The following is a 22,138-nucleotide window of genomic DNA, read 5'->3' on the forward strand; positions in this document are numbered from 1 at the left end:
GGGGGGTAATGCGGGCAAATGGCCTAGGAATTAGCACTCAAGGGTGAATAAGTATTTTGTCTGGCTTGTCACACCTTCCTAAAACACGACCGCGTGGGACGTTCCATCGCGAAAGGTCCCGCGATGGAACTGCGAGGGAGAGGTGTGCGGATGATCGCCGCCACGAAGAAGATCGCCGGCGGCCTGGTCGCCACGGCCCTGGTCCTGTGCGCCGCCGGGTGCAGCGGTTCCGGCCCGGCCAAGCCCGGGGCGCCCGGTGGCCAGAGCGCGAAGAAGGGCCCCGCCGCCCCGGACGCTCCCGGCAGCCTCAACCGCCTCATCGGCGACGGTTCGACGGCCTACACCGGCTCGCAGCCCAACGTGCAGGTGCCGAAGAAGCTGAAGCCGGGTGAGAAGCCCCCGCAGTTCGTGGTGTTCTCGTGGGACGGCGCGGGCGAGGACAGCCAGAAGCTCTTCTCGCACTTCCGCGAGGTGGGCAAGCAGTACAACGCCCGGATGACGTACTTCCTCAGCGGGGTGTACCTGCTGCCGGAGGAGAAGCGCTCCCTCTACACGGCGCCGCAGCACTCCCCGGGCCTCTCCGACATCGGCTTCGGCGACCTCCAGGGCATCAAGGACACCGCCACCCAGGTCCGCGCCGCCTGGCTGGAGGGCAACGAGATCGGCACCCACTTCAACGGCCACTTCTGCGGCCCCGAGGGCGGCGTCGGCACCTGGTCGGTGGCGGAGTGGAAGAGCGAGATCAACCAGGCCAAGTCGTTCGTCAAGAACTGGAAGACGAACGCGGGCCTGAAGAACATGGCCCCGCTCCCCTTCGACTACGACAAGGAGCTGATCGGGGCCCGCACCCCCTGCCTCGAAGGCCAGAAGAACTTCATGCTGGCGGCCAAGGACATGGGGTTCCGCTACGACTCCAGCGGCATCAGCAAGCAGATCTGGCCCAAGAAGACGGACGGGCTCTGGGACCTGCCGCTCCAGCTGGTGCCCATGCCGGGGCGCGCCTTCGACACGCTGAGCATGGACTACAACTACATGGTCAACCAGTCCGGGACGACCACGCAGGGCGATCCCGCGCAGCACCAGTACTGGGGCGACCAGATGCGCGACGGCCTGCGGCAGGCCTTCGACCGGGCCTACCAGGGCAACCGCGCACCGCTGATCATCGGCAACCACTTCGAGTCGTGGAACGGCGGCACCTACATGCGGGCCGTCGAGGAGTCCATCAAGGACATGTGCACCAAGCCGGAGGTGCGGTGCGTGCCCTTCCGCGAGCTGGCCGACTGGCTGGACGCCCAGAACCCGAAGACGCTGGAGTGGATGCGCACCCTCGACGTCGGCGAGGCGCCCAAGGAGGGCTGGACGAAGTTCCTCACCGCGGGGCCGCCGGCGCCTCCGGCCGCCCCGCCGGGCGCGGACAAGGTCAAGCCGGCTGAGGAGCGGGCAGCGGAGCAGGGCGAGGGCTGACCAGGGCCTCGTGGAGGACGAAGGCGGGGTCGACCTGTTCCGCCAGGTCGACCCCGGTCTTGGCGTTCCCCCAGCTCTCGGCGTTGCGCAGGTGGAAGTGCACCATCTGCTCGGTGTACCTGCTCCAGTCGCGGTGCGCGTAGGAGTCCTCCGCCGCGTCCTGGAGCGCCTGGAGGGCGAGCCGGTTGCCGGCCTCGAGCAGTTCGAACGCGGCCGGGCGGCCGCGCTCCATCGCGCGGACCCAGTCGGAGTGCCCGAAGGTGACAAGCAGGTCGTCGCCCACCTCGTCCTGCAGGAACTCGATGTCCTCCGGTCCCTGCACCTTGTTGCCGACCACCTTGAGCACCACCCCGAAGTCCCGGGCGTACTCCTTGTACTGGCGGTAGACCGAGACGCCCTTGCGGGTCGGCTCGGCGACCAGGAAGGTCACGTCGAACCGGGTGAACATGCCGGACGCGAAGGAGTCGGACCCGGCCGTCATGTCGACGACCACGTACTCGTCCGGGCCGTCGACCAGGTGGTTGAGGCAGAGCTCGACCGCGCCGACCTTCGAGTGGTAGCAGGCCACGCCCAGGTCGGACTCGGTGAAGGGGCCCGTGGCCATCAGCCGTACGGAATCCCCGTCGTCGAGCGGCAGCGTGCGCGCGCAGGCCTCGTAGACCGGGTTGTCCTCGGTGATGCGCAGCAGGCGCGAGCCGGCGCCGGGCGGCGTGGTCTTGATCATGCTGTCGGCCGAGGCGATGCGCGGGTTGGAGCCGCGCAGGTACTCCTTGATCAGGGGCAGGTGCGCGCCCAGGGCGGGCAGTGCGGCGGCCTCTTCGTCGGTGAGCCCGAGGGCCGCCCCGAGGTGCTGGTTGATGTCGGCGTCCACCGCGACGACGGGCGCTTCATTGGCTGCGAGGTGGCGGATGAAGAGGGAGGACAGCGTCGTCTTGCCGCTGCCGCCCTTTCCCACGAAAGCGATCTTCATGTTCACCAAGCGTAGCCGCTCGGTAGCGCCGTGTGGTCAAGGTGAGTGAAGAAGACCACTCCAAGGAGGGGTCGGTGCTACGGGTGCGCAGTGCGTAGGCTCCCTACTTATGAGTAGCGCTTCTGACCCGCTGGCGGCCCTCGGATCCCTGCCGGGGGTCGCGGAGTCGGTGGATTCCGTACGCAAGGCCGTGGACCGCGTCTACGGGCACCGGGTGATGCGCCGGCGCAGCGGCGAGATCACCTCCGAGGCCGCCCTGCGCGGCGCCCGGGGCAGCGCGGCGCTGTCCGGTGCCGACTGGGCCCTGGAGGAGGTGCGCCGCCGGACCGACTTCGGGGCGCAGGACGAGGCGCGCACGGTGGGCGCCGCGCTGAGGCTGACGGCGGAGGCCGGGCAGCTGCTGAGCATCTGGCGCCAGTCGCCGCTGCGGGTGCTGGCGCGGCTGCACCTGGTGGCGTGCGGGGCGACGGCCCCGGCGTCGGCCGACGGGACCGCCGACGTCGTCGGCCGGCCGCGGCTGGCGGGCGAGCCGGTGGAGGAGCCCCTGGTGGACCTGCCGCTCCCGGACGCCGAGGAGGTCGCGGGGCGGCTGGACGGTCTGTCCCGGCTGGTCATCGCGGGCGGGTCGGCTCCGGCGCTGGTGACGGCCGCGGTGGTGCACGGGGAACTGCTGGCCCTGCGGCCCTTCGCCTCGTACAACGGGCTGGTGGCGCGGGCGGCCGAGCGGATCGTGCTGATCAACAGCGGGCTGGACCCGAAGGCGGTCTGCCCGGCGGAGGTCGGCCACGCGGAGCAGGGGGCGGAGGCCTACCTGAAGGCCTTCGAGGGTTACGTCTCCGGCACCGCGGAGGGGATGGCGCAGTGGATCGGGCACTGCGGCCGCTCGATCGAGCTCGGCGTCCGCGAGTCGACCGCGGTCTGCGAGGCGCTCCAGCGCGGCGCGGCCTGAGGCCGTTCCGGCCGGGCGCAGGGTTGCGGCGACACCGTCTTGCTCTGGTGTCGCCGCTGGCATTCCCGCCCAGTTACCAAGCGTCCTCGATGGTTGCCCATCAGGCCGGGAACTTTGCCCGTGGCCTGGTGCGGCTGGCCCGTAATCGACGGGTCGACGTCGCGTGGGTGCTCGGCGTTCATGCTTCGGTCCGTGGGCCTTACTGCGTTTTAAAGATGATCCTCTCGGATGTTCTTTGGTCTCGCGGGCCGTGACTCCTTTCTACTCCGCTTCGGTGCCGAGCGAAACCCCTGGCAGGATTCCTTTACTTTCCGGGGCGACCCGGGGCGAACCGGACAAGCCGTATCGCCCCAGGCCGGGAGGGTCCGGTCAGGCCGAGGCGGCGGAGATCCCCGCGCGCCGGCGGCTCGCGTACCAGACGAGACCGGCGGTGGCGGCGGCCGCTCCGATGGCCGCCGCCGCGACCAGGGCGGGCCGCGCGGGCATCGACAGCCCGGGCAGGCGCTGCTTCAGCCGCACCGGCCGGTTGAACACCAGGACCGGCCACTCCCGCGCGACGGCCTCGCGCCGCAGCGCACGGTCGGGGTTGACGGCGTGCGGGTGCCCCACGGCCTCCAGCATCGGTACGTCGGTGATCGAGTCGCTGTACGCGTAGCACCGCGCGAGGTCGTACCCCTCGGACTCGGCGAGCTCGCGGACGGCCTCGGCCTTCGTGGGGCCGTAGGCGTAGTACTCGATCTCCCCGGTGAAGCAGCCGTCCTCGCCGACCACCATGCGGGTGGCGACGATCCGGTCCGCGCCGAGCATCTCGCCGATCGGCTCGACGACTTCGGCACCGGAACTGGAGACGATCACCACGTCACGGCCGGCCGTGTGGTGGGCCTCGATGAGGGACGCGGCCTCGTCGTAGATGATCGGGTCGATCAGGTCGTGCAGGGCTTCGGCGACGATCTCCCGGACCTGCTGGACGTTCCACCCCTTGCAGAGGGCGGACAGGTACTCCCGCATCCGCTCCATCTGGTCGTGGTCGGCGCCGCCGGCCAGGAAGATGAACTGGGTGTAGGCCGTCCGCAGCACGGCGCGGCGGTTGATCAGGCCGCCCCGGTAGAAGGACTTGCTGAACGTCAGAGCGCTCGACTTCGCAATGACCGTCTTGTCCAGGTCGAAGAAGGCGGCGGTCCGAGGCAGCGAGTGCGGCAAGGGCTGATTTTCCACGAGCCGAGCATATGCGCCCACCATTCGGCGTAAGGTGTGGCGCGTGGGTTTGCCTGAGAAGGCTCTCGGGTACACCATGGAAGTCACGGATCGTTCGCGACCGTGCTAACCCGGTCTGGCTCCTCCCCCCCCGAGTCGGACCGTGGGGACGACCCCCGCTCTCCCCCCCGGCGGGGGTCGTCGCATGTCCGGACGCGGTTCGCGTCCCCTCCACCCGGTCCGCGGCGACCATCATCCCGGCCCTCCTTCATCGATGGGCCCGCCTGGCACAGGCCTGTACTCCTCCGAACTCGTGACGCTGCGTAGTGGTTCCGCAGCGCTGTGGAACTCACCTGATGGTGTGGCGAAGTTATTCACAGGCGTCTTCTTGTCCACAGTTTTCGAGCAAGATCCACTTCTTTTTCCGGATCCCTCCACCGTGATTCCAGCCGCGAAGTCCGCGGCTCGTGGATTTGCAGTGAGAAGGGGGCGGAGATCGTGGCTGGATCGAAGTCGTGTGAAGCGCAGGCACCTGCGGCACCCGTGGTGGCGGGCGGGGCAGCGAACGGCGGCCGCGCCGGAGGCGCCGGGCCCGGTGGCGGACGGCCGCTGATCATCACCGAGGACCCGGTGCTCCTCGACGACCTGCTGCGGCTGTGCGCCGCCGCGGGCGCAGAGCCGCACGTGCACCACGCGGTGCCGGAGCCGGCCACGGACGGGGCCGGGGCGCCCGGATGGGACTCCGCGCCCCTGGTGCTGATCGGGGACGACGCCGCCCGCCGGGTGCGCGGGGCGCCCCGCCGGGACGGGGTGCTGCTCGTCGGCCGGGACCTCGACGACCCCTCCGTGTGGCAGCGGGCGGTGGAGATCGGCGCCCAGGAGGTCCTGCGCCTGCCCGACGCCGAGAGCACGCTCGTCGACCGCATCGCCGATGTGGCGGAGGGCGCCGGCCGGCCCGCGCTGGCCGTCGGCGTGATCGGCGGCAGCGGCGGGGCCGGGGCCTCCACCCTCGCCTGCGCGCTCGCCCTCCGGGCGGCCAAGGGCGGCGAGCGCACCATCCTCATCGACGCCGACCCGCTCGGCGGGGGCATGGACGTCCTGCTCGGCGGCGAGAGCGCCGAAGGGCTGCGGTGGCCCGACTTCGCCGCTTCGCGCGGCCGCGTCGGGGCCGGGGCGCTGGAGGAGTCCCTGCCCGAGCTGCACGCGCTGCGGGTGCTGAGCTGGGACCGCGGGGAGCGGGTGGTGGTGCCGCCCGCCGCGATGCGGTCGGTCGTGGCCGCCGCCCGCAGGCGGGGCGGGGTCGTGGTGGTCGACCTGCCCCGCCGGGTGGACGAGGCCGTCGCGGAGGTGCTGGCCCAGCTGGACCTCGTGCTGCTGGTGGTGCCGGGCGAACTGCGCTCGGTGGCCGCGGCGGGGCGGGTCGCCGCCGCAGTGCGCATGGCGGCCCGGGACGTCCGCGTCGTCGTGCGGGGCCGCTGTCCCGAGGGGCTCGACGCCGAAGCCGTGGCGGGGCTGCTGGGGGCTCCGCTCGCCGGGGAGGTACCGGTCGAGGTGGGGCTTCCGGGGAGGGTCGCCGAGGGGGAACCGCCGGGTGCGCGGGGCACGCTGGCCCGCTTCTGCGACGGCTTCTGGCGGCGGGCGCTCGGCTCCGCCCAGGGGGTGCCCGCATGAGCGCCGTGCTGCTGGACGCGGTGCGCCAGCACCTCGCCGAGAGCGGGGCCGAGCCCACGCCCGCCCGGGTCGCCGCGGCCCTGCGGGCCCAGGGGCGGCTCCTCGGGGACGCGGAAGTGCTCGGGGTGGCAGCCGAGTTGCGCTCCGAACTGGTGGGCGCGGGGCCGCTGGAGCCGCTGCTCGCCGACCCCGCCGTCACCGACGTGCTGGTCGCCGCCCCGGACCGGGTGTGGGTGGACCGGGGCGCCGGGCTGGAGCTGACCCCGGTGGCCTTCGCCGACGCCGAGGCCGTGCGCAGGCTGGCCCAACGGCTGGCCGCAGTCGCGGGGAGGCGGCTCGACGACGCCCGGCCCTGGGTCGACGCCCGGCTGCCCGACGGCACCCGGCTGCACGCCGTGCTGCCTCCCGTGGCCGTCGGATCGGCGTGTCTGTCGCTGCGCGTGGTGCGGCCCAAGGCGTTCACGCTGGACGAGCTCGTCGCCGCCGGGACACTGCCGCCCGGCGGGCAGCGGCTGCTGCGGGCGATGGTCGAGGCCCGGTTGTCGTTCCTCGTCTCCGGCGGGACCGGGACGGGCAAGACCACCCTGCTCAGCGCCCTGCTCGGACTGGTCGGGCCGGGCGAGCGGATCGTCCTCGCCGAGGACTCCGCCGAGCTGCGCCCCGACCACCCCCACGTGGTGCGGCTGGAGACCCGGCCCGCGAACCAGGAGGGGGCCGGGCTCGTCACCCTCGCCGACCTCGTCCGCCAGGCCCTGCGGATGCGGCCCGACCGGCTGGTGGTCGGCGAGGTGCGGGGCGCGGAGGTGGCCGACCTGCTCGCCGCCCTGAACACCGGGCACGAAGGGGGCTGCGGGACGGTGCACGCCAATGCCGCGGGGCACGTGCCCGCCCGGCTGGAGGCCCTCGGGACGGCCGCCGGGCTCGACCGGGCCGCCCTGCACAGCCAGTTGGCGGCAGCGCTGACCCTGGTGGTCCACCTGGTGCGGGACCGGTCCGGGAGGCGGCGGGTGGCCGAGGTGCACGTGCTGGAGCGGGACCCGGCCGGGCTGGTGGTGACCGTGCCCGCGCTGCGGTGGGGGCCGCGCGGCTTCGTGCGGGAGGCCGGCTGGACACGGCTCGCCCCGCTGCTCGGGGGTGCGCGGTGAACGCCGGGGCGCTCGGGTCGGTGCCGGTGTTCGCCGGAGTGCTCTGCGCCGGCGCGGCGGCCTGGGGGCTGGCCGGGGGTGAGGGGCGGCCCCGGCGGGCCCGGCTGGTCCTGGCCGGGGGCGGGCCGCTGGTTCCGGGCGGGCCGGCGCCCGGGCAGCGGCTGGCGGCCGCGCTGCGGGTACGGGCCGCGCGCTGGCGGGAGTGGGCCGGTCTGGCGGCCGGGGCGCTGGTCGCCGCGGCGGGCGGGTCGGCGATCCCGCTGGTGCTCGGCGCCGCCTCGGTGCCGCTGCTGCGGCGCTGGCTGCGGGCCAGGGAGCGGGAGCGGGCGCGCGCCGCCCGGGCCGCGGGGGTCGTGGAGCTGTGCGGGGCCGTCGTGGGGGAGCTGCGGGCCGGCGCCCAGCCGGGCAGGGCGCTGACCGTGGCGATACGGCGTACCGCGGCCGGCCCCGGCGGTCCGGGGGCGGCGGAGACGGGGGTCCTGGCCGCAGCCGCGTTCGGCGGGGACGTGGCCGGGGCCCTGCACCAGGCGGCGCGGGAGCCCGGTGCGCGGGGACTGGCCGGGATGGCCGCCTGCTGGCGGGTATCGGTGGACGGGGGCGCGGGCCTCGCGGCCGGACTCGACCGGCTGGAAGGGGCGTTGCGGGCCGAGCGGGACCGGGAGGAGTCGCTGCGGGCCCAGCTCGCGGGGGCCAGGTCCACGACGGTGGTGCTCGCGCTGCTGCCGCTGGTGGGACTGCTGATGGGCACCGCGCTGGGCGCGGACCCGCTGCGGGTGTTGCTGCACTCCCCGGTCGGGTGGGGCTGCCTGCTCGCGGGCGGGCTGCTGGAGGCGCTGGGGCTGCTCTGGTGCCGGCGGATCGTCCGGACGGGGGAGCGGTGATGGACGGCTCGGCGGTCCACAGGCTGGGGACGGCGTTGTGCGCGGTGGCGCTGGTGTGGTGGCCGGTCTCGGCGGTGGTGGCGCGGCTGGGGCTGCGGGCGGTCCGGCGCAGGACGGCGGTGCTCTTCCGGGGCGGGCCGGTGCGGCGGGGCCCGCGGTGGGGGCCGGGGATCCGGGCCGCGGGTCTGTCCTGGGCGTGGCCGGCCGGGGCGCTGCTGGCGGGCTGGGTGCTGGTCGGTGGGGTGCCGGGGCTTCTCGTCGGGTGCGGGGCGGCGTTCGCGGCGCGGCGGCTGCTCGTGCGGGCCCGGCCGCCTGGCGGGCCGGACCTGCGGGAGGCGCAGGCGCAGTTGCCGTTCGCGGCGGACCTGCTGGCGGCCTGTCTCGCGGCGGGGGCGGGGCCGGTGGAGGCGGCCGAGGTGGTCGGGGAGTCGCTGGGCGGCCCGGTGGGTGAGCGGCTGGCCCTCGCGGGGGCGGAGCTGCGGCTGGGCGGCGAACCGGGGGCGGCGTGGGGGAGGTTGGCGGAGATACCCGGGGCGCGGGGACTGGCGGAGTGCCTGGAGCGCGCCGCGCGGACCGGGGCGCCGGCCGCGGAGCCGGTCTCCCGTCTGGCGGCGGCCCTGAGGGCGGACCGCTCCCGGCGGGCGGGCGCCCGGGCGCAGCGGGCGGCGGTGCTCGTCACCGCTCCGGTGGGGCTGTGCTTCCTCCCCGCGTTCCTCGCGGTCGGCGTGGCGCCGGTGGTGATCGGAATGGCCTCGGGACTGCTGTCGCAGCGGTGACGTGAACCGTCCGGTGCGTCGGAAATCAAAACCTGAAATCAGATCAAGAACGTAATCCCACAGGAGGTTGTCATGAGGATCATCCGGAATCGGTTGCGGGCGGTGCTGAAGGGGCGTGGGGGTGATGCGGGAATGTCGACTTCGGAATACGCCATGGGCACCATCGCGGCCTGCGCGTTCGCGGCGGTCCTGTACAAGGTGGTGACGAGCGACGTGGTGTCGGCGGCACTCCAGTCGACGATCGGGAAGGCGCTCGATGCGCCCTTCTGAGCGAAAGCGGCCGGGAATCGGGGACCGCGGATATGTGACGGCCGAGGCCGCTGTGGTCATTCCGGCCCTGGTGCTGTTCGCGGCGCTGCTGGTGTGGGCGCTGATGGCGGCGGCCGCGCAGATCCGGTGTGTGGACGCCGCCCGGGCTGGTGCCCGGGTGGCGGCCCGGTCCGAGCCGGTGGCGGCGGCGGTGGCGGCGGCCCGGGAGGCCGCTCCGGCTGGGGCCGAGGTGGAGGTGGAGCGGTCCGGCGACCTGTGGCGGGTCCGGGTGGCCGCCCCGGCACCGGGGCCGGGCGGCCTGCCGGTACGGCTGGGGGCGCGGGCGGTGGCCCTGGCGGAGGACAGCGTGGGGCCGCCGTCATGAGCGGGTGTCGGCGCCGGCGGCGGGGTGCCGGGCGGGACCGCGGGGTCGCGACGGTGTGGGCCACCGTGGTGGCGGCGGTGCTGGTGGCCGTGTTCGGGGGCGTGCTGCTGCTCGGGCAGGCGGTGGTGGCCCGCCACCGGGCCGGCGCCGCGGCCGACCTGGCGGCCCTGGCAGCGGCCGCGAGCTGGGCGCACGGCCCCGAGCGGGCCTGTGCGGCGGCCCGGCGGGTGGCCGGGGCCCAGGGGGCGGTGGTGGCCGCCTGCGAGGTCGGCGGTGAGGTCGCCGAGGTCCGGGCGGGCGTCCGGGCCGGCCCCTTCACCCCCGAGGCCGCCGCCCGCGCGGGGCCACCCGCGGCCGCCCCCGCGGAGCCCGCCCCGCCCGGGCCCGACGCCCCGGGGCCTGCCGCTCGCGGGGGTCAGGGGGCCGCCGGGGAGGTGGGCCGGACGGGGGTCAGGGGGCCGGGGAGAGGAGGCGGGTGAGCAGGCGTACGGCGCCGCGTTTGTGGAGGGGGTCGTTGCCGTTGCCGCATTTGGGGGACTGGATGCAGGAGGGGCAGCCCGCCTCGCACTCGCAGGCGGCGATGGCGTCCCGGGTGGCGGTCAGCCAGGCCCTCGCCGTCTGGAAACCCCGCTCGGCGAAGCCGGCGCCGCCCGGGTGGCCGTCGTACACGAAGACCGTGGGCAGCAGGGTGTCCGGATGCAGCGGGACGGAGACCCCGCCGATGTCCCAGCGGTCGCAGGTGGCGAACAGCGGGAGCAGGCCGATGGAGGCGTGCTCGGCGGCGTGCAGGGCGCCGCCGAGGATCTCCGGGGCGATCCGGGCCTCGTCCAGCTGCTCCTCGGTCACCGTCCACCACACGGCCCGGGTGCGCAGGGTGCGCGGCGGCAGGTCGAGCTTGGCCTCGCCGAGCACCTCGCCGGTGACCAGCTTGCGGCGCAGGTAGGAGACGACCTGGTTGGTGACCTCGACGGAGCCGAAGCAGAGCCGGGCCGCGCCCCAGGGGACCTCGGTCTCGGTCTCCAGGACGGAGATGGAGGTGGTGTCGCGGGCGGTGGTGGAGAAGGGCGGGTTCGCCTCCTCGACCAGGGCGGCGGAGTCCTCCAGGTCCAGGTGTTTCACCAGGTAGGTGCGGCCCTGGTGGAGGTGGACGGCACCGTCGTGGACGGCGGTGTGCGAGGCGGCCTCGTCGACGGTGCCCAGCAGCCGGCCGGTGGAGGCCTCCACGATCTGCACCGGGCGGCCCCCGCCGCCGCGGATGTCGGTCAGGTCCGAGGCCCGCTCCCGGCGGGTCCAGTGCCAGGCCGTGGCCCGCCGCCGCAGCAGCTTCGCCGCCTCCAGCTGGGGCATGAGGCCGCGCGAGGCGGGGCCGAAGAGGTCCAGGTCGGCCTCGGTCAGCGGTAGCTCGGCGGCGGCCGCGCACAGGTGCGGGGCCAGGACGTACGGGTTGTCGGGGTCCAGCACGGTGGCTTCCACCGGCTGGCGGAACAGGGCCTCGGGGTGGTGGACCAGGTAGGTGTCCAGCGGGTCGTCCCGGGCGACCAGGATGGCCAGGGCGCCCTGCCCCGAGCGTCCGGCGCGCCCGGCCTGCTGCCACAGCGAGGCCCGGGTGCCCGGGTAGCCGGTGATCAGCACGGCGTCCAGGCCGGACACGTCGACGCCCAGCTCCAGGGCGGTGGTCGCGGCCAGTCCCAGCAGCTCCCCGGAGTGCAGGGCCCGCTCCAGGGCCCGGCGCTCCTCGGGCAGGTAGCCGCCGCGGTAGGCGGCGACCCGCCCGGGCAGGGACCGGTCCACCGCCGCGAGCCGCTCCTGGGCGATCACCGCGATCAGCTCGGCTCCGCGCCGGGAGCGGACGAAGGCCACGGTCCGCACGCCCTGGACGACCAGGTCGGTCAGCAGGTCGGCGGTCTCGGCGGTCGCGGTCCGGCGTACCGGGGCGCCCTTCTCGCCCTTGAGCTCGGTCAGCGGCGGCTCCCACAGGGCGAAGACGACCTCGCCGCGCGGGGAGGCGTCGTCAGTGATCTCGGTCACCGGCACGCCGGTCAGCCGGGACGCGGCGGCCGCGGGGTCGCTGGCGGTGGCGGAGGCCAGCAGGAAGACCGGTTCGGAACCGTAGCGGGCGCACAGTCGGCGCAGCCGCCGCAGGACCTGGGCGACGTGGGAGCCGAACACGCCGCGGTAGGTGTGGCACTCGTCGATGACGACGTAGCGCAGGGCCTTCAGGAAGGAGGACCAGCGGGGGTGGGAGGGCAGGATCCCCCGGTGCAGCATGTCGGGGTTGGTCAGCACGTAGTTGGCGTACTGGCGCACCCATTCGCGTTCCTCGACGGGGGTGTCCCCGTCGTACACGGCCGGGCGCACGGCGTTGCCCAGGGGTGCGGACAGCTCCCGGACGGCCCGCCGCTGGTCGGCGGCCAGAGCCTTGGTGGGAGCCAGGTAGAGGGCGGTCGCACCCCGCCCGTTCGGCGCCTGGGCGCCGTCCGCGAGGGCGGACAGCACGGGGGCCAGGTAGGCCAGGGACTTGCCGGAGGCGGTGCCGGTGGCGACGACCACGGACTCGCCGTCCAGGGCGTGCTCGGCGGCCGCGGCCTGGTGTTCCCACGGATGGTCGATCCCCGCGTCCCGGATCGCGGCTACGACATCCGTTCGGATGCGATGGGGCCAGACCGCATGACGGCCCTCCCGAGGGGGCAAGTGCTCCGTATGGGTGATGCGCGCAGCCCGGGAAGGCCCCCGTGACAGGCGGTCCAGGACCGTGCCGGGAGCGGGTCGTGGATCGGCGGGTGCCGTGGGCGGACCGGGGCGGTGAGTGTTGGCCATTGGAACCGAGTGTGTCACTGGCGTGCGGGACAATGGTCCCAAGGCGTCGTGCGCGCCTGCCGGTAAGTGATTGAATGCCATCGCGGCAGCCGATCCCCTCCCCTACCTTCGGGTGGGGAGGCCCCTGGGGGGCGCCGCTCGATAGCAAGGTGCTGGAGGATCCGTGGACCTGTCCCTGTCGACTCGCACTGTCGGCGACCGCACGGTCGTAGAGGTCGGTGGCGAGATTGATGTGTATACCGCGCCCAAGCTGCGCGAGCAGTTGGTGGAGTTGGTGAACGACGGCAGTTACCACCTGGTCGTCGACATGGAGCGAGTGGACTTCCTCGACTCCACCGGCCTCGGTGTGCTCGTGGGAGGCCTCAAGCGCGTGCGCGCGCACGAGGGCTCGCTGCGTCTGGTCTGCAACCAGGAGCGCATCCTGAAGATCTTCCGGATCACCGGTCTGACCAAGGTGTTCCCGATCCACACCTCGGTGGAGGACGCCGTCCAGGCCACCGACTGACGTAAGGCTCCCGACACCGAGGAGCCGTCGAGGAGCGGGGGTACCGGGCCACGGTTGGTCCGGGCCCCTGTGAAGGCACGCCCGTAGTCCGAGGGGGACGCACATGGCCACCGTTGAACTGCGCTTCAGCGCCCAGCCCGAACACGTCAGGACGGCCCGCCTCGTCGCGGCCGCCGTGGCGCGCCGGGCGGGGGTGGAGGAGGCCGTCCTCGACGAGGTCCGCCTCGCCGTGGGCGAGGCCTGTTCGCGTGCCGTCGGACTGCACCGCAGCAACGGCCTGACCGCGCCCGTGCGCGTCGTGCTGACCGAGGAGGAGAAGTCGTTCTCCATCGAGGTCGGCGACGAGGTGCCCGGGCCGGCCGGCGGTTCCGCGGAGTCGGTGCCGGGGATCGCCGCCGTCCTCGACCCGGACGCGGACGAGGAGGACGAGATGGGGCTCGCGGTGATCAGCGGGCTCGTCGACGACGTCTCGGTGACCAGTGGTGAATCGGGCGGAACGATCCGCATGAGCTGGCCCGTCGCCGGCGCTGCCGATCTTCCGTAACACCCCCCTCACCCTATTTTCCGATCTTCGGAAATTCCTCGGATCTTTACCAAGGCCCTGCTGAGCAGGGCCTTTTTCGTTTTCCCGGGAAAACTTCTAGATCGCTGATCGACCGTCAATGCCTTTGCCCCATTACCTCTTTCGGGGGTAATGGAGTGACGTGATCTATTGGTGAGGAGCAAGAGCGCGCCAATTCCGTTCCACGCCCACTGTTTTGATCAGGTCGCGCTCCCTACAATCCGTCCACATCTTGAGCTCATCACGTCAAGGAGGACGAATGACGGGGCTCTTCACCCCTATCGCGCCGGATCACGCCCATGATCTGGCAGCCGCAGTACTCACCGATGACAACAGGGTCATCGTGTTCGTCATCGCGGGCGTCGCGCTGGCCGCGCTCGTCGTCGCGCAGATCCTGGTCCGCCAGGTCCTCTCCGCCGACGAGGGCACCGACAGCATGAAGAGCATCGCGGCGGCCGTGCAGGAGGGCGCCAACGCCTACCTGGGCCGCCAGTTGCGCACCCTCGGCGTCTTCGCCGTGGTGGTCTTCTTCCTGCTCTTCCTGCTCCCCGCCGACGACTGGTCGCAGCGGGCCGGACGTTCCGCCTTCTTCCTCGTCGGCGCCATCTTCTCGGCCGTCACCGGCTACATCGGCATGCGCCTCGCGGTCCGCGCCAACGTCCGCGTCGCCGCGGCCGCCCGCGAGGCCACCCCCGCCGAGGGCGAACCCGCCAAGGACCTGACCGAGGTGGCCCACAAGGCCATGAAGATCGCCTTCCGTACCGGTGGCGTGGTCGGCATGTTCACGGTCGGTCTGGGCCTGTTCGGCGCGTCCTGCGTCGTCCTGGTCTACGCCGCCGACGCCCCCAAGGTCCTGGAGGGCTTCGGCCTGGGCGCCGCCCTGATCGCGATGTTCATGCGCGTGGGCGGCGGCATCTTCACCAAGGCCGCCGACGTCGGCGCCGACCTGGTCGGCAAGGTCGAGCAGGGCATTCCGGAGGACGATCCGCGCAATGCCGCGACCATCGCCGACAATGTGGGCGACAACGTCGGCGACTGCGCGGGGATGGCGGCCGACCTCTTCGAGTCCTACGCCGTCACCCTCGTGGCCGCGCTCATCCTCGGCAAGGCCGCCTTCGGCGACCTGGGCCTCGCCTTCCCGCTGATCGTGCCCGCCATCGGCGTGATCACCGCGATGATCGGCATCTTCGCGGTCGCCCCGCGCCGCGCCGACCGCAGCGGGATGACCGCGATCAACCGCGGCTTCTTCATCTCCGCCGTGATCTCCCTCGCGCTCGTGGCCGTCGCCGTCTACAGCTACCTGCCGGCCACCTACAAGGAGCTCGTCGGCGTCGAGGACGCCGCCATCTCCAACCACAGCGGGGACCCGCGCGTCCTGGCCGTGGTCGCCGTCGCCATCGGCATCGTGCTCGCGGCGCTGATCCAGCAGCTGACCGGCTACTTCACCGAGACCACCCGCCGTCCCGTCCGGGACATCGGCAAGTCCTCGCTGACCGGCCCCGCCACCGTGGTCCTCGCCGGCATCTCCGTCGGCCTGGAGTCCGCCGTCTACACGGCGCTCCTGATCGGTCTCGGCGTCTACGGCGCCTTCCTGCTCGGCGGCACGTCGATCATGCTGGCGCTCTTCGCGGTGGCCCTGGCCGGCACCGGCCTGCTGACCACCGTCGGCGTCATCGTCGCGATGGACACCTTCGGCCCCGTCTCCGACAACGCCCAGGGCATCGCCGAGATGTCCGGCGACGTCGAGGGCGCCGGCGCCCAGGTCCTCACCGACCTGGACGCGGTCGGCAACACCACCAAGGCCATCACCAAGGGCATCGCCATCGCCACCGCCGTGCTGGCCGCGGCCGCGCTCTTCGGCTCGTACAACGACGCCATCACCAACGCGGTCAAGGAAGTCGGCGCCAAGGCCGGCGAGATGAACCTCAGCCTCGACATCGCCCAGCCCAACAACCTGGTCGGCCTCCTCCTCGGCGCGGCCGTGGTGTTCCTGTTCTCGGGCCTGGCCATCAACGCCGTCTCCCGCTCCGCGGGCGCCGTCGTCTACGAGGTGCGCCGCCAGTTCCGCGAGCACCCCGGGATCATGGACTACTCGGAGAAGCCCGAGTACGGCCGCGTCGTCGACATCTGCACCAAGGACGCGCTGCGCGAGCTCGCCACGCCCGGTCTGCTCGCCGTGCTCACCCCGATCGCGGTCGGCTTCACCCTCGGCGTCGGCGCGCTCGGCTCCTTCCTGGCCGGCGCCATCGGCACCGGCACGCTGATGGCGGTCTTCCTCGCCAACTCCGGAGGCGCGTGGGACAACGCGAAGAAGCTCGTCGAGGACGGCCACCACGGCGGCAAGGGCAGCGAGGCCCACGCCGCGGTCGTCATCGGCGACACCGTCGGCGACCCGTTCAAGGACACCGCGGGCCCGGCCATCAACCCGCTGCTGAAGGTCATGAACCTGGTGGCCCTGCTGATCGCCCCCGCGGTCGTGCAGTTCAGCTACGGACCGGACACCAGCGCCATCGTCCGGGCCGTCGTCGCGGTGATCGCGCTCACGGTGATCGTCGCCGCGGTGTACGTCTCCAAGCGCCGCGGCATCGCCGTCGGCGAGGACGGCGGCAGCGCCAACGCCGAGCGGGTGGCCCAGCCGGCCGATCCGGCGGTGGTCTCCTGACGCTCCAGGGTCCCTGAGGCCGGCCTCGGAGGCCCCTGTGGGCCGGCCGGCTCGAAGATGCGCCCGAACGGCGGACGGGCGGCGCGGACTGACGCGCCGTCTGTCCGCCTTTGTGCGAGCCCTGATGGCGGACGTGTATCTTCCGGCCGAGAGCCTTCGAAGGGACCAATCCGGTGAACAAGAAGCTTGCGGCCGCGGTGTCCGGCGGTGCGGTACTGATGCTCGTCCTGTCCGGCTGCGGCGGCGGGGACGACGACGGCGACAACAAGGCCGGCGCCTGGGCCAAGAAGGTCTGCGACAAGTGGGAGCCCGAGCTCACCAAGATCAAGACGACCAACGACGAGCTGAAGCGGGTCGCGTCCACGAGCACCAAGCCCGAGGAGGTCCAGAAGACCGACTCGGCGGCCTTCCAGAACCTCTCCGACGCCTACAAGTCCATGGGCGGCGCCCTGACGTCGGCCGGTGAACCGCCCGTCAAGGACGGCAAGTCCGCGGCGGATTCCGTGGTCAAGAGCTACGACGAGATCTCCAAGAGGTACACCGACCTCAAGACGAAGATCGACGGACTCGACCCCAAGGACCAGAGCAAGTTCGCGGACGGCCTCCAGGGCGTCGCCGGCGGGCTCACCGAGGTCGCGGCCAACGAGACGGCCGCCAAGGAGAAGCTCAAGTCGACCGGCCTCAAGGTGATCTACAGCCAGAAGGGCTGCCAGGTCGCGACGCCCGGGAAGAGCTGAGCGCGCGCTGTGCGCCGCCCGCCCCGCGCACCCCCGCGCGGCGGGGGGCGCGACGGGCGGCCGGGATCCCGACCGGATCGGGCCACCCGCGGCGTTCCGGGGGCCCGCCGCCGGGGCTCGTACGGAATACCGACCCCAGCGGCCACAATGGTCCGGTGAGTACCACCAGCCTCCCCAAGCCCGACCACGCCGCCGAACTCCGCGAGGCGTTCCTCGCCGCCGGGTTCACCGCCGACGGACTGCTCGACCTGCTCGGCGCCCCCGCCTACGCGGCGCTGGCCCGCAGCGAGACGGTCCCCGCCCTGCGCGCCACCCGCGGAGCGGAGGACGGCGGGCTCGCGAGCCTGATCCGGCTGTTCCTGCTCCAGCAGCCGGAGCCGTACGTGCACACCGCCGCCGTGATGCCCGTGGAGGGCGCCATCGCCGACGGCTGGCTGCGCCGGGAGGGCGACGAGGTGCACGCGACCGTCGACGTGCGCCCGTACGGCGGCCCCGACGGCGAGGACTGGTTCATCGTCTCCGACCTCGGCTGCGCCGTCGGCGGCGCCGGGGGGATCGGCAGCCGCGAGGAGGGCGTCGTGCTCGGCGTCGGCGGCGCCTCCACCACCCTGGCCGGGATCACCGTGCCCATCGCCGTCGGCTCCGCCCTCGACCTCGGCACCGGCTCCGGCATCCAGGCGCTGCACGCCGCCCAGCACGCCACCCGGGTCACGGCCACCGACGTCAACCCGCGCGCCCTGGAATTCACCCGTCTGACGCTGGCGCTCTCCGGGGCGCCGGAGGCCGAACTGCTCGCGGGTTCGCTGTTCGAGCCCGTGGGCGACGCCGCGTACGACCTGATCGTGTCGAACCCGCCCTTCGTGATCTCGCCCGGCGCGCGGCTCACGTACCGGGACGGCGGCATGGGCGGCGACGACCTGTGCCGCACCCTGGTCCAGCAGGCCGGGGACCACCTCAACCCGGGCGGGTACGCGCAGTTCCTCGGCAACTGGCAGCACGTGGAGGGGGAGGACTGGCGCGACCGGGTCCGCTCCTGGGTGCCGCACGGCTGCGACGCGTGGATCGTGCAGCGTGACGTGCAGGACGTGACGCAGTACGCGGAGCTGTGGCTGCGCGACGCGGGCGACCACCGCACGGATCCGGCCGAGTACGCGGCCAGGTACGAGGACTGGCTCGACGAGTTCGAGGCCCGCAAGACCAAGGCGGTGGGCTTCGGCTGGATCACCCTGCGCCGTACGGACGCGGCCGAGCCCTCGATCGTGGTGGAGGAGTGGCCGCACTCGGTGGAGCAGCCGCTCGGCGAGACGGTCCTCGCGCACTTCGCCCGCCAGGACTACCTGCGCGACCACGACGACGCGGCCCTGCTGGCGGGGTACTTCCAGCTGACCGCCGAGGTCGTGCAGGAGCAGGTCGGCGCGCCGGGCGCGGAGGACCCGGAGCACGTGGTGCTCCGGCAGAACCGGGGGATGCGCCGCGCCACCAAGGTGGACACGGTCGGCGCGGGCTTCGCCGGGGTGTGCGACGGCTCACTCAGCGCGGGCCGGATCCTGGACGCGATCGCACAGCTGGTGGAGGAGGACCCGGTTGTCCTGCGGGACCGGACCCCGGAGGCGATCCGGATGCTGGTCGAGCAGGGGTTCCTGGAGCCCGTGCAGGGCCCTGCCCAGTAGCCGGCGGCGGTCGGCGCCGTGATGTAACCCGGGGTTCGCCTGCCGTACCCCCTCGGGTGGCAGGCTCCCCCGCAGCGGGCGATCCGGGGGGACGCCCGAGCGGCCCGGGGGAAAAGGGGGAACGGCATGGAACGCGGTCCGGCGATCTTCGCGGCAGCCGTGTTCCTGCTGTTCGGGGCCGCTCTGCTGGTCTGGACGGGGGCGCGCGCCTGGCACCGGGCGCCGGTGGCCGAAGGCGTGCGCCCCGTCGTGGCCGTACCGCTGGCCGTACTGGCCGGAGCGGGCTCGCTGGCCCTCGGTATCTGGTGCCTCCAGCACATCTGAAGCGGCCCCCGGAGGCGGTCCGCCCCGGGTGAGAAACCCGACGTCGCGAGCGGTGCGGGGGCGGGGCCAGACGGCCCCCGAGCCACCCTGGCCGGTGACCGGGAGGGGCCCGGCGCGGCATCCGGGCGGCAGAAACGGCACTTGTCGGGTTACCGTTCGAGTGGCCGTTGCGGGCTTGTGCCGTTTGACACGGGGGCGGGTTGTACCGTCACACTCCGCAGCGTCGCCGTACCGCGACCGAGTGCCGACCGTGCCGACTGGAGAGAAGAGCCAAGTTGTCCCCGACTAGCGAGACCGCAAAGGGCGGCCGCCGACTCGTCATCGTCGAGTCCCCTGCCAAGGCGAAGACGATCAAGGGCTACCTCGGCCCGGGATACGTCGTCGAGGCGAGCGTCGGGCACATCCGCGACCTCCCGAACGGGGCCGCCGAGGTCCCCGACAAGTACACCGGCGAGGTCCGCCGCCTCGGCGTGGACGTCGAGCACGACTTCGCGCCGATCTACGTGGTCAACGCGGACAAGAAGGCGCAGGTCAGGAAGCTCAAGGACCTGCTCGCCGAGTCCGACGAACTCTTCCTCGCCACCGATGAGGACCGCGAGGGCGAAGCCATCGCGTGGCACCTGCAGGAAGTCCTCAAGCCCAAGGTCCCCGTCCACCGGATGGTCTTCCACGAGATCACCAAGGACGCGATCCGCGACGCCGTCGCCAACCCGCGCGAGCTGAACCAGCGCATGGTCGACGCCCAGGAGACCCGCCGCATCCTCGACCGCCTCTACGGCTACGAGGTCTCGCCGGTCCTGTGGAAGAAGGTCATGCCGCGGCTGTCGGCCGGCCGCGTCCAGTCCGTGGCCACCCGCCTCGTCGTCGAGCGGGAGCGCGAGCGCATCGCCTTCCGCTCCGCCGAGTACTGGGACCTGACCGGAACCTTCTCCACCGGCCGCGCCGGTGACGCCTCCGACCCGTCGACCCTGGTCGCCCGCCTGAACACGGTGGACGGCAAGCGCGTCGCGCAGGGCCGCGACTTCGGCTCGAACGGGCAGCTCAAGAGCGAGGTGCTGCACCTCGACGAGGCGAACGCCCGGGCCCTTGCCGCCGCGCTGGCCGAGACCTCGTTCGCCGTCCGCTCGGTCGAGTCCAAGCCGTACCGCCGCTCCCCGTACGCCCCCTTCCGTACGACGACGCTCCAGCAGGAGGCCTCGCGCAAGCTGGGCTTCGGTGCGAAGGCGACGATGCAGGTGGCGCAGAAGCTGTACGAGAACGGCTTCATCACGTACATGCGTACGGACTCCACCACGCTCTCCGACACCGCGGTGGCGGCGGCGCGGGCGCAGGTCACGCAGCTCTACGGGGCCGACTACCTGCCGGAGAAGCCGCGCGTCTACGCGGGCAAGGTCAAGAACGCGCAGGAGGCGCACGAGGCGATCCGGCCTTCGGGTGATCGTTTCCGCACCCCCGCCGAGACGGGTCTTACCGGCGACCAGTTCCGCCTGTACGAGCTCATCTGGAAGCGGACCGTCGCCTCCCAGATGAAGGACGCGACCGGCAACTCGGTGACCGTGAAGATCGGCGGCCGGGCCTCGGACGGTCGGGACGCCGAGTTCAGCGCCTCCGGCAAGACGATCACCTTCCACGGCTTCATGAAGGCGTACGTCGAGGGCGCGGACGACCCGAACGCCGAGCTCGACGACCGCGAGCGGCGGCTGCCGCAGGTCGCGGAGGGCGACGCGCTGACGGCCGAGGAGATCACGGCCGACGGCCACTCCACCAAGCCGCCGGCCCGCTACACCGAGGCCTCGCTGGTCAAGGAGCTGGAGGAGCGCGAGATCGGCCGCCCGTCGACGTACGCGTCGATCATCGGCACGATCCTCGACCGCGGCTACGTCTTCAAGAAGGGCACGGCCCTCGTCCCGTCCTTCCTGTCGTTCGCCGTGGTGAACCTGTTGGAGACCCACTTCGGCCGGCTCGTCGACTACGACTTCACCGCCAAGATGGAGGACGACCTCGACCGCATCGCGCGGGGCGAGGCCCAGTCCGTGCCGTGGCTGAAGCGGTTCTACTTCGGCTCCGAGGACGCCTCCGAGGTCGTACCGGCCGACGGCGACCACCTCGGCGGCCTGAAGGAGCTGGTCACGGACCTCGGCGCGATCGACGCCCGGGAGATCTCCTCCTTCCCCGTCGGCGACGGGATCGTGCTGCGCGTGGGCCGCTACGGCCCGTACGTGGAGCGCGGGGAGAAGGACGCGGAGGGCCACCAGCGGGCCGACGTGCCGGACGACCTGGCCCCGGACGAGCTGACGGTCGAGTACGCGCAGGAGCTGTTCGCGAAGCCGAGCGGCGAGTTCCAGCTGGGCGCCGACCCGGTCAGCGGCAACCAGATCGTCGCCAAGGACGGCCGCTACGGGCCGTACGTGACGGAGATCCTGCCCGAGGGCACGCCGAAGACCGGCAAGAACGCGGTCAAGCCGCGGACGGCCTCGCTGTTCAAGACGATGTCCCTGGACACCGTCACCCTCGACGACGCCCTGAAGCTGATGTCGCTGCCGCGCGTCGTCGGCACGGACGCGGAGGGCGTGGAGATCACCGCCCAGAACGGCCGCTACGGCCCGTACCTGAAGAAGGGCACGGACTCGCGCTCCCTGGAGACCGAGGACCAGCTGTTCTCGATCACCCTGGACGAAGCCCTGGCGATCTACGCCCAGCCGAAGCAGCGGGGCCGGGCCGCGGCCAAGCCGCCGCTGAAGGAACTGGGCACGGACCCGGTGAGCGAGAAGCCGGTGGTGGTCAAGGACGGCCGCTTCGGCCCGTACGTGACGGACGGCGAGACGAACGCGACGCTGCGGCGGGACGACGACGTCGAGACGATCACGCCGGAGCGGGGCTACGAGCTGCTCGCGGAGAAGCGGGCCAAGGGGCCGGCGAAGAAGACCGCGAAGAAGGCTCCCGCCAAGAAGGCTCCCGCCAAGAAGGCGCCGGCGAAGAAGGCGGCCGCCACGAAGACGGCGGCCGCCACGAAGACGGCGGCGGCCAAGAAGACGACGGCTGCCGCCAAGAAGACGACGGCGGCGAAGAAGACGACGGCGGCGGCCGCGAAGAAGGCCGCGGCGTCCGCCCCGGCGGACGAGTAGCCGAAGCCGCCGGGGTGGGGCGGGGGTACCGCTGCGCGGCGCTGCTCCCCGC

The 22,138-nt window shown here is 72.9% G+C and carries 19 protein-coding genes; 16 read left to right on the top strand and 3 right to left on the bottom strand.

Annotated features, from left to right (window positions below):
* The first annotated feature begins 150 nt into the window (after positions 1-150).
* Entirely contained in the window at positions 151-1,464 is a 1,314-nt protein-coding gene (locus ABD973_RS17495) for a polysaccharide deacetylase family protein (protein WP_125821569.1), read from the top strand.
* Here the strand turns inward: ABD973_RS17495 and ABD973_RS17500 are convergent.
* Positions 1,421-2,434 (bottom strand): ATP-binding protein, encoded by a 1,014-nt coding sequence (locus ABD973_RS17500; RefSeq protein ID WP_125603886.1) that lies wholly within the window; start codon positions 2,432-2,434, stop codon positions 1,421-1,423. The genes ABD973_RS17495 and ABD973_RS17500 overlap by 44 nt on opposite strands.
* Before the next feature lie 109 nt (positions 2,435-2,543).
* On the opposite strand from ABD973_RS17500, the gene ABD973_RS17505 reads away from it, so the two are divergent.
* Positions 2,544-3,383 (top strand): Fic family protein, encoded by an 840-nt coding sequence (locus ABD973_RS17505; RefSeq protein WP_345500789.1) that lies wholly within the window; start codon positions 2,544-2,546, stop codon positions 3,381-3,383.
* 369 nt (positions 3,384-3,752) lie between these two features.
* On the opposite strand, the gene ABD973_RS17510 is transcribed toward ABD973_RS17505, so the two are convergent.
* Positions 3,753-4,622: an HAD family hydrolase gene (locus ABD973_RS17510; RefSeq protein WP_125603884.1), complete on the bottom strand. Its 870-nt coding sequence runs from the start codon at positions 4,620-4,622 to the stop codon at positions 3,753-3,755.
* Positions 4,623-5,120: 498 nt separating this feature from the next.
* Between ABD973_RS17510 and ssd the strand changes: the two genes are divergently transcribed.
* From ssd to ABD973_RS17545, 7 genes are all read left to right on the top strand, one after another.
* A complete protein-coding gene (ssd, locus tag ABD973_RS17515) occupies positions 5,121-6,248 on the top strand; it encodes a septum site-determining protein Ssd (protein WP_386381883.1) in 1,128 nt (375 codons plus the stop codon).
* Entirely contained in the window at positions 6,245-7,393 is a 1,149-nt protein-coding gene (locus tag ABD973_RS17520; RefSeq protein ID WP_125821567.1) for a TadA family conjugal transfer-associated ATPase, read from the top strand. Before ssd ends, ABD973_RS17520 begins: the two co-directional genes overlap by 4 nt.
* On the top strand, positions 7,390-8,274 hold the full coding sequence (locus ABD973_RS17525; protein WP_345500791.1) for a type II secretion system F family protein: 885 nt from the start codon (positions 7,390-7,392) through the stop codon (positions 8,272-8,274). The genes ABD973_RS17520 and ABD973_RS17525 overlap by 4 nt, the downstream gene beginning before the upstream one ends.
* Positions 8,274-9,050 carry a type II secretion system F family protein gene (locus tag ABD973_RS17530; RefSeq protein ID WP_345500793.1) on the top strand — a complete coding sequence of 259 codons (777 nt, stop codon included), beginning with the start codon at positions 8,274-8,276 and terminating at the stop codon, positions 9,048-9,050. The genes ABD973_RS17525 and ABD973_RS17530 overlap by 1 nt, the downstream gene beginning before the upstream one ends.
* 72 nt (positions 9,051-9,122) lie before the next feature.
* The gene (locus ABD973_RS17535) at positions 9,123-9,320 is read left to right on the top strand and encodes a DUF4244 domain-containing protein (protein ID WP_125595112.1); all 198 of its coding nucleotides are present in this window, start codon (positions 9,123-9,125) and stop codon (positions 9,318-9,320) included.
* Complete coding sequence (locus ABD973_RS17540; RefSeq protein WP_125821565.1) at positions 9,307-9,684, top strand: TadE family type IV pilus minor pilin; 378 nt, start codon at positions 9,307-9,309, stop codon at positions 9,682-9,684. The genes ABD973_RS17535 and ABD973_RS17540 overlap by 14 nt, the downstream gene beginning before the upstream one ends.
* Positions 9,681-10,163 (top strand): Rv3654c family TadE-like protein, encoded by a 483-nt coding sequence (locus ABD973_RS17545; protein WP_345500798.1) that lies wholly within the window; start codon positions 9,681-9,683, stop codon positions 10,161-10,163. Before ABD973_RS17540 ends, ABD973_RS17545 begins: the two co-directional genes overlap by 4 nt.
* Here ABD973_RS17545 and ABD973_RS17550 read toward each other — a convergent pair.
* Positions 10,135-12,582 (bottom strand): DEAD/DEAH box helicase, encoded by a 2,448-nt coding sequence (locus ABD973_RS17550; RefSeq protein WP_125821563.1) that lies wholly within the window; start codon positions 12,580-12,582, stop codon positions 10,135-10,137. The genes ABD973_RS17545 and ABD973_RS17550 overlap by 29 nt on opposite strands.
* 82 nt (positions 12,583-12,664) lie before the next feature.
* Here ABD973_RS17550 and bldG point away from each other — a divergent pair, with 82 nt between their 5' ends.
* The 7 genes from bldG to topA all read left to right on the top strand — a co-directional run bounded on the left by bldG (position 12,665) and on the right by topA (position 22,086).
* Positions 12,665-13,006, top strand: a complete 342-nt coding sequence (bldG, locus tag ABD973_RS17555) for an anti-sigma factor antagonist BldG (protein WP_007264942.1) — start codon at positions 12,665-12,667, stop codon at positions 13,004-13,006.
* 103 nt (positions 13,007-13,109) lie between these two features.
* Positions 13,110-13,550, top strand: a complete 441-nt coding sequence (locus ABD973_RS17560; protein WP_125602253.1) for an ATP-binding protein — start codon at positions 13,110-13,112, stop codon at positions 13,548-13,550.
* Positions 13,551-13,827: 277 nt separating this feature from the next.
* Positions 13,828-16,230: a sodium-translocating pyrophosphatase gene (locus ABD973_RS17565; protein ID WP_125821561.1), complete on the top strand. Its 2,403-nt coding sequence runs from the start codon at positions 13,828-13,830 to the stop codon at positions 16,228-16,230.
* A 173-nt stretch (positions 16,231-16,403) separates the two neighbouring features.
* The gene (locus tag ABD973_RS17570; protein WP_125821560.1) at positions 16,404-16,967 is read left to right on the top strand and encodes a small secreted protein; all 564 of its coding nucleotides are present in this window, start codon (positions 16,404-16,406) and stop codon (positions 16,965-16,967) included.
* 155 nt (positions 16,968-17,122) lie between these two features.
* Positions 17,123-18,637, top strand: a complete 1,515-nt coding sequence (locus tag ABD973_RS17575) for a DUF7059 domain-containing protein (RefSeq protein WP_125602245.1) — start codon at positions 17,123-17,125, stop codon at positions 18,635-18,637.
* A 126-nt stretch (positions 18,638-18,763) separates the two neighbouring features.
* Positions 18,764-18,961 carry a hypothetical protein gene (locus tag ABD973_RS17580; RefSeq protein ID WP_125821558.1) on the top strand — a complete coding sequence of 66 codons (198 nt, stop codon included), beginning with the start codon at positions 18,764-18,766 and terminating at the stop codon, positions 18,959-18,961.
* Positions 18,962-19,236: 275 nt separating this feature from the next.
* Positions 19,237-22,086 carry a type I DNA topoisomerase gene (gene topA / locus ABD973_RS17585; protein WP_345500802.1) on the top strand — a complete coding sequence of 950 codons (2,850 nt, stop codon included), beginning with the start codon at positions 19,237-19,239 and terminating at the stop codon, positions 22,084-22,086.
* Positions 22,087-22,138: the final 52 nt, after the last annotated feature.

It is taken from the genome of Streptomyces racemochromogenes, from assembly GCF_039535215.1.
Lineage (GTDB): Bacteria > Actinomycetota > Actinomycetes > Streptomycetales > Streptomycetaceae > Streptomyces > Streptomyces racemochromogenes.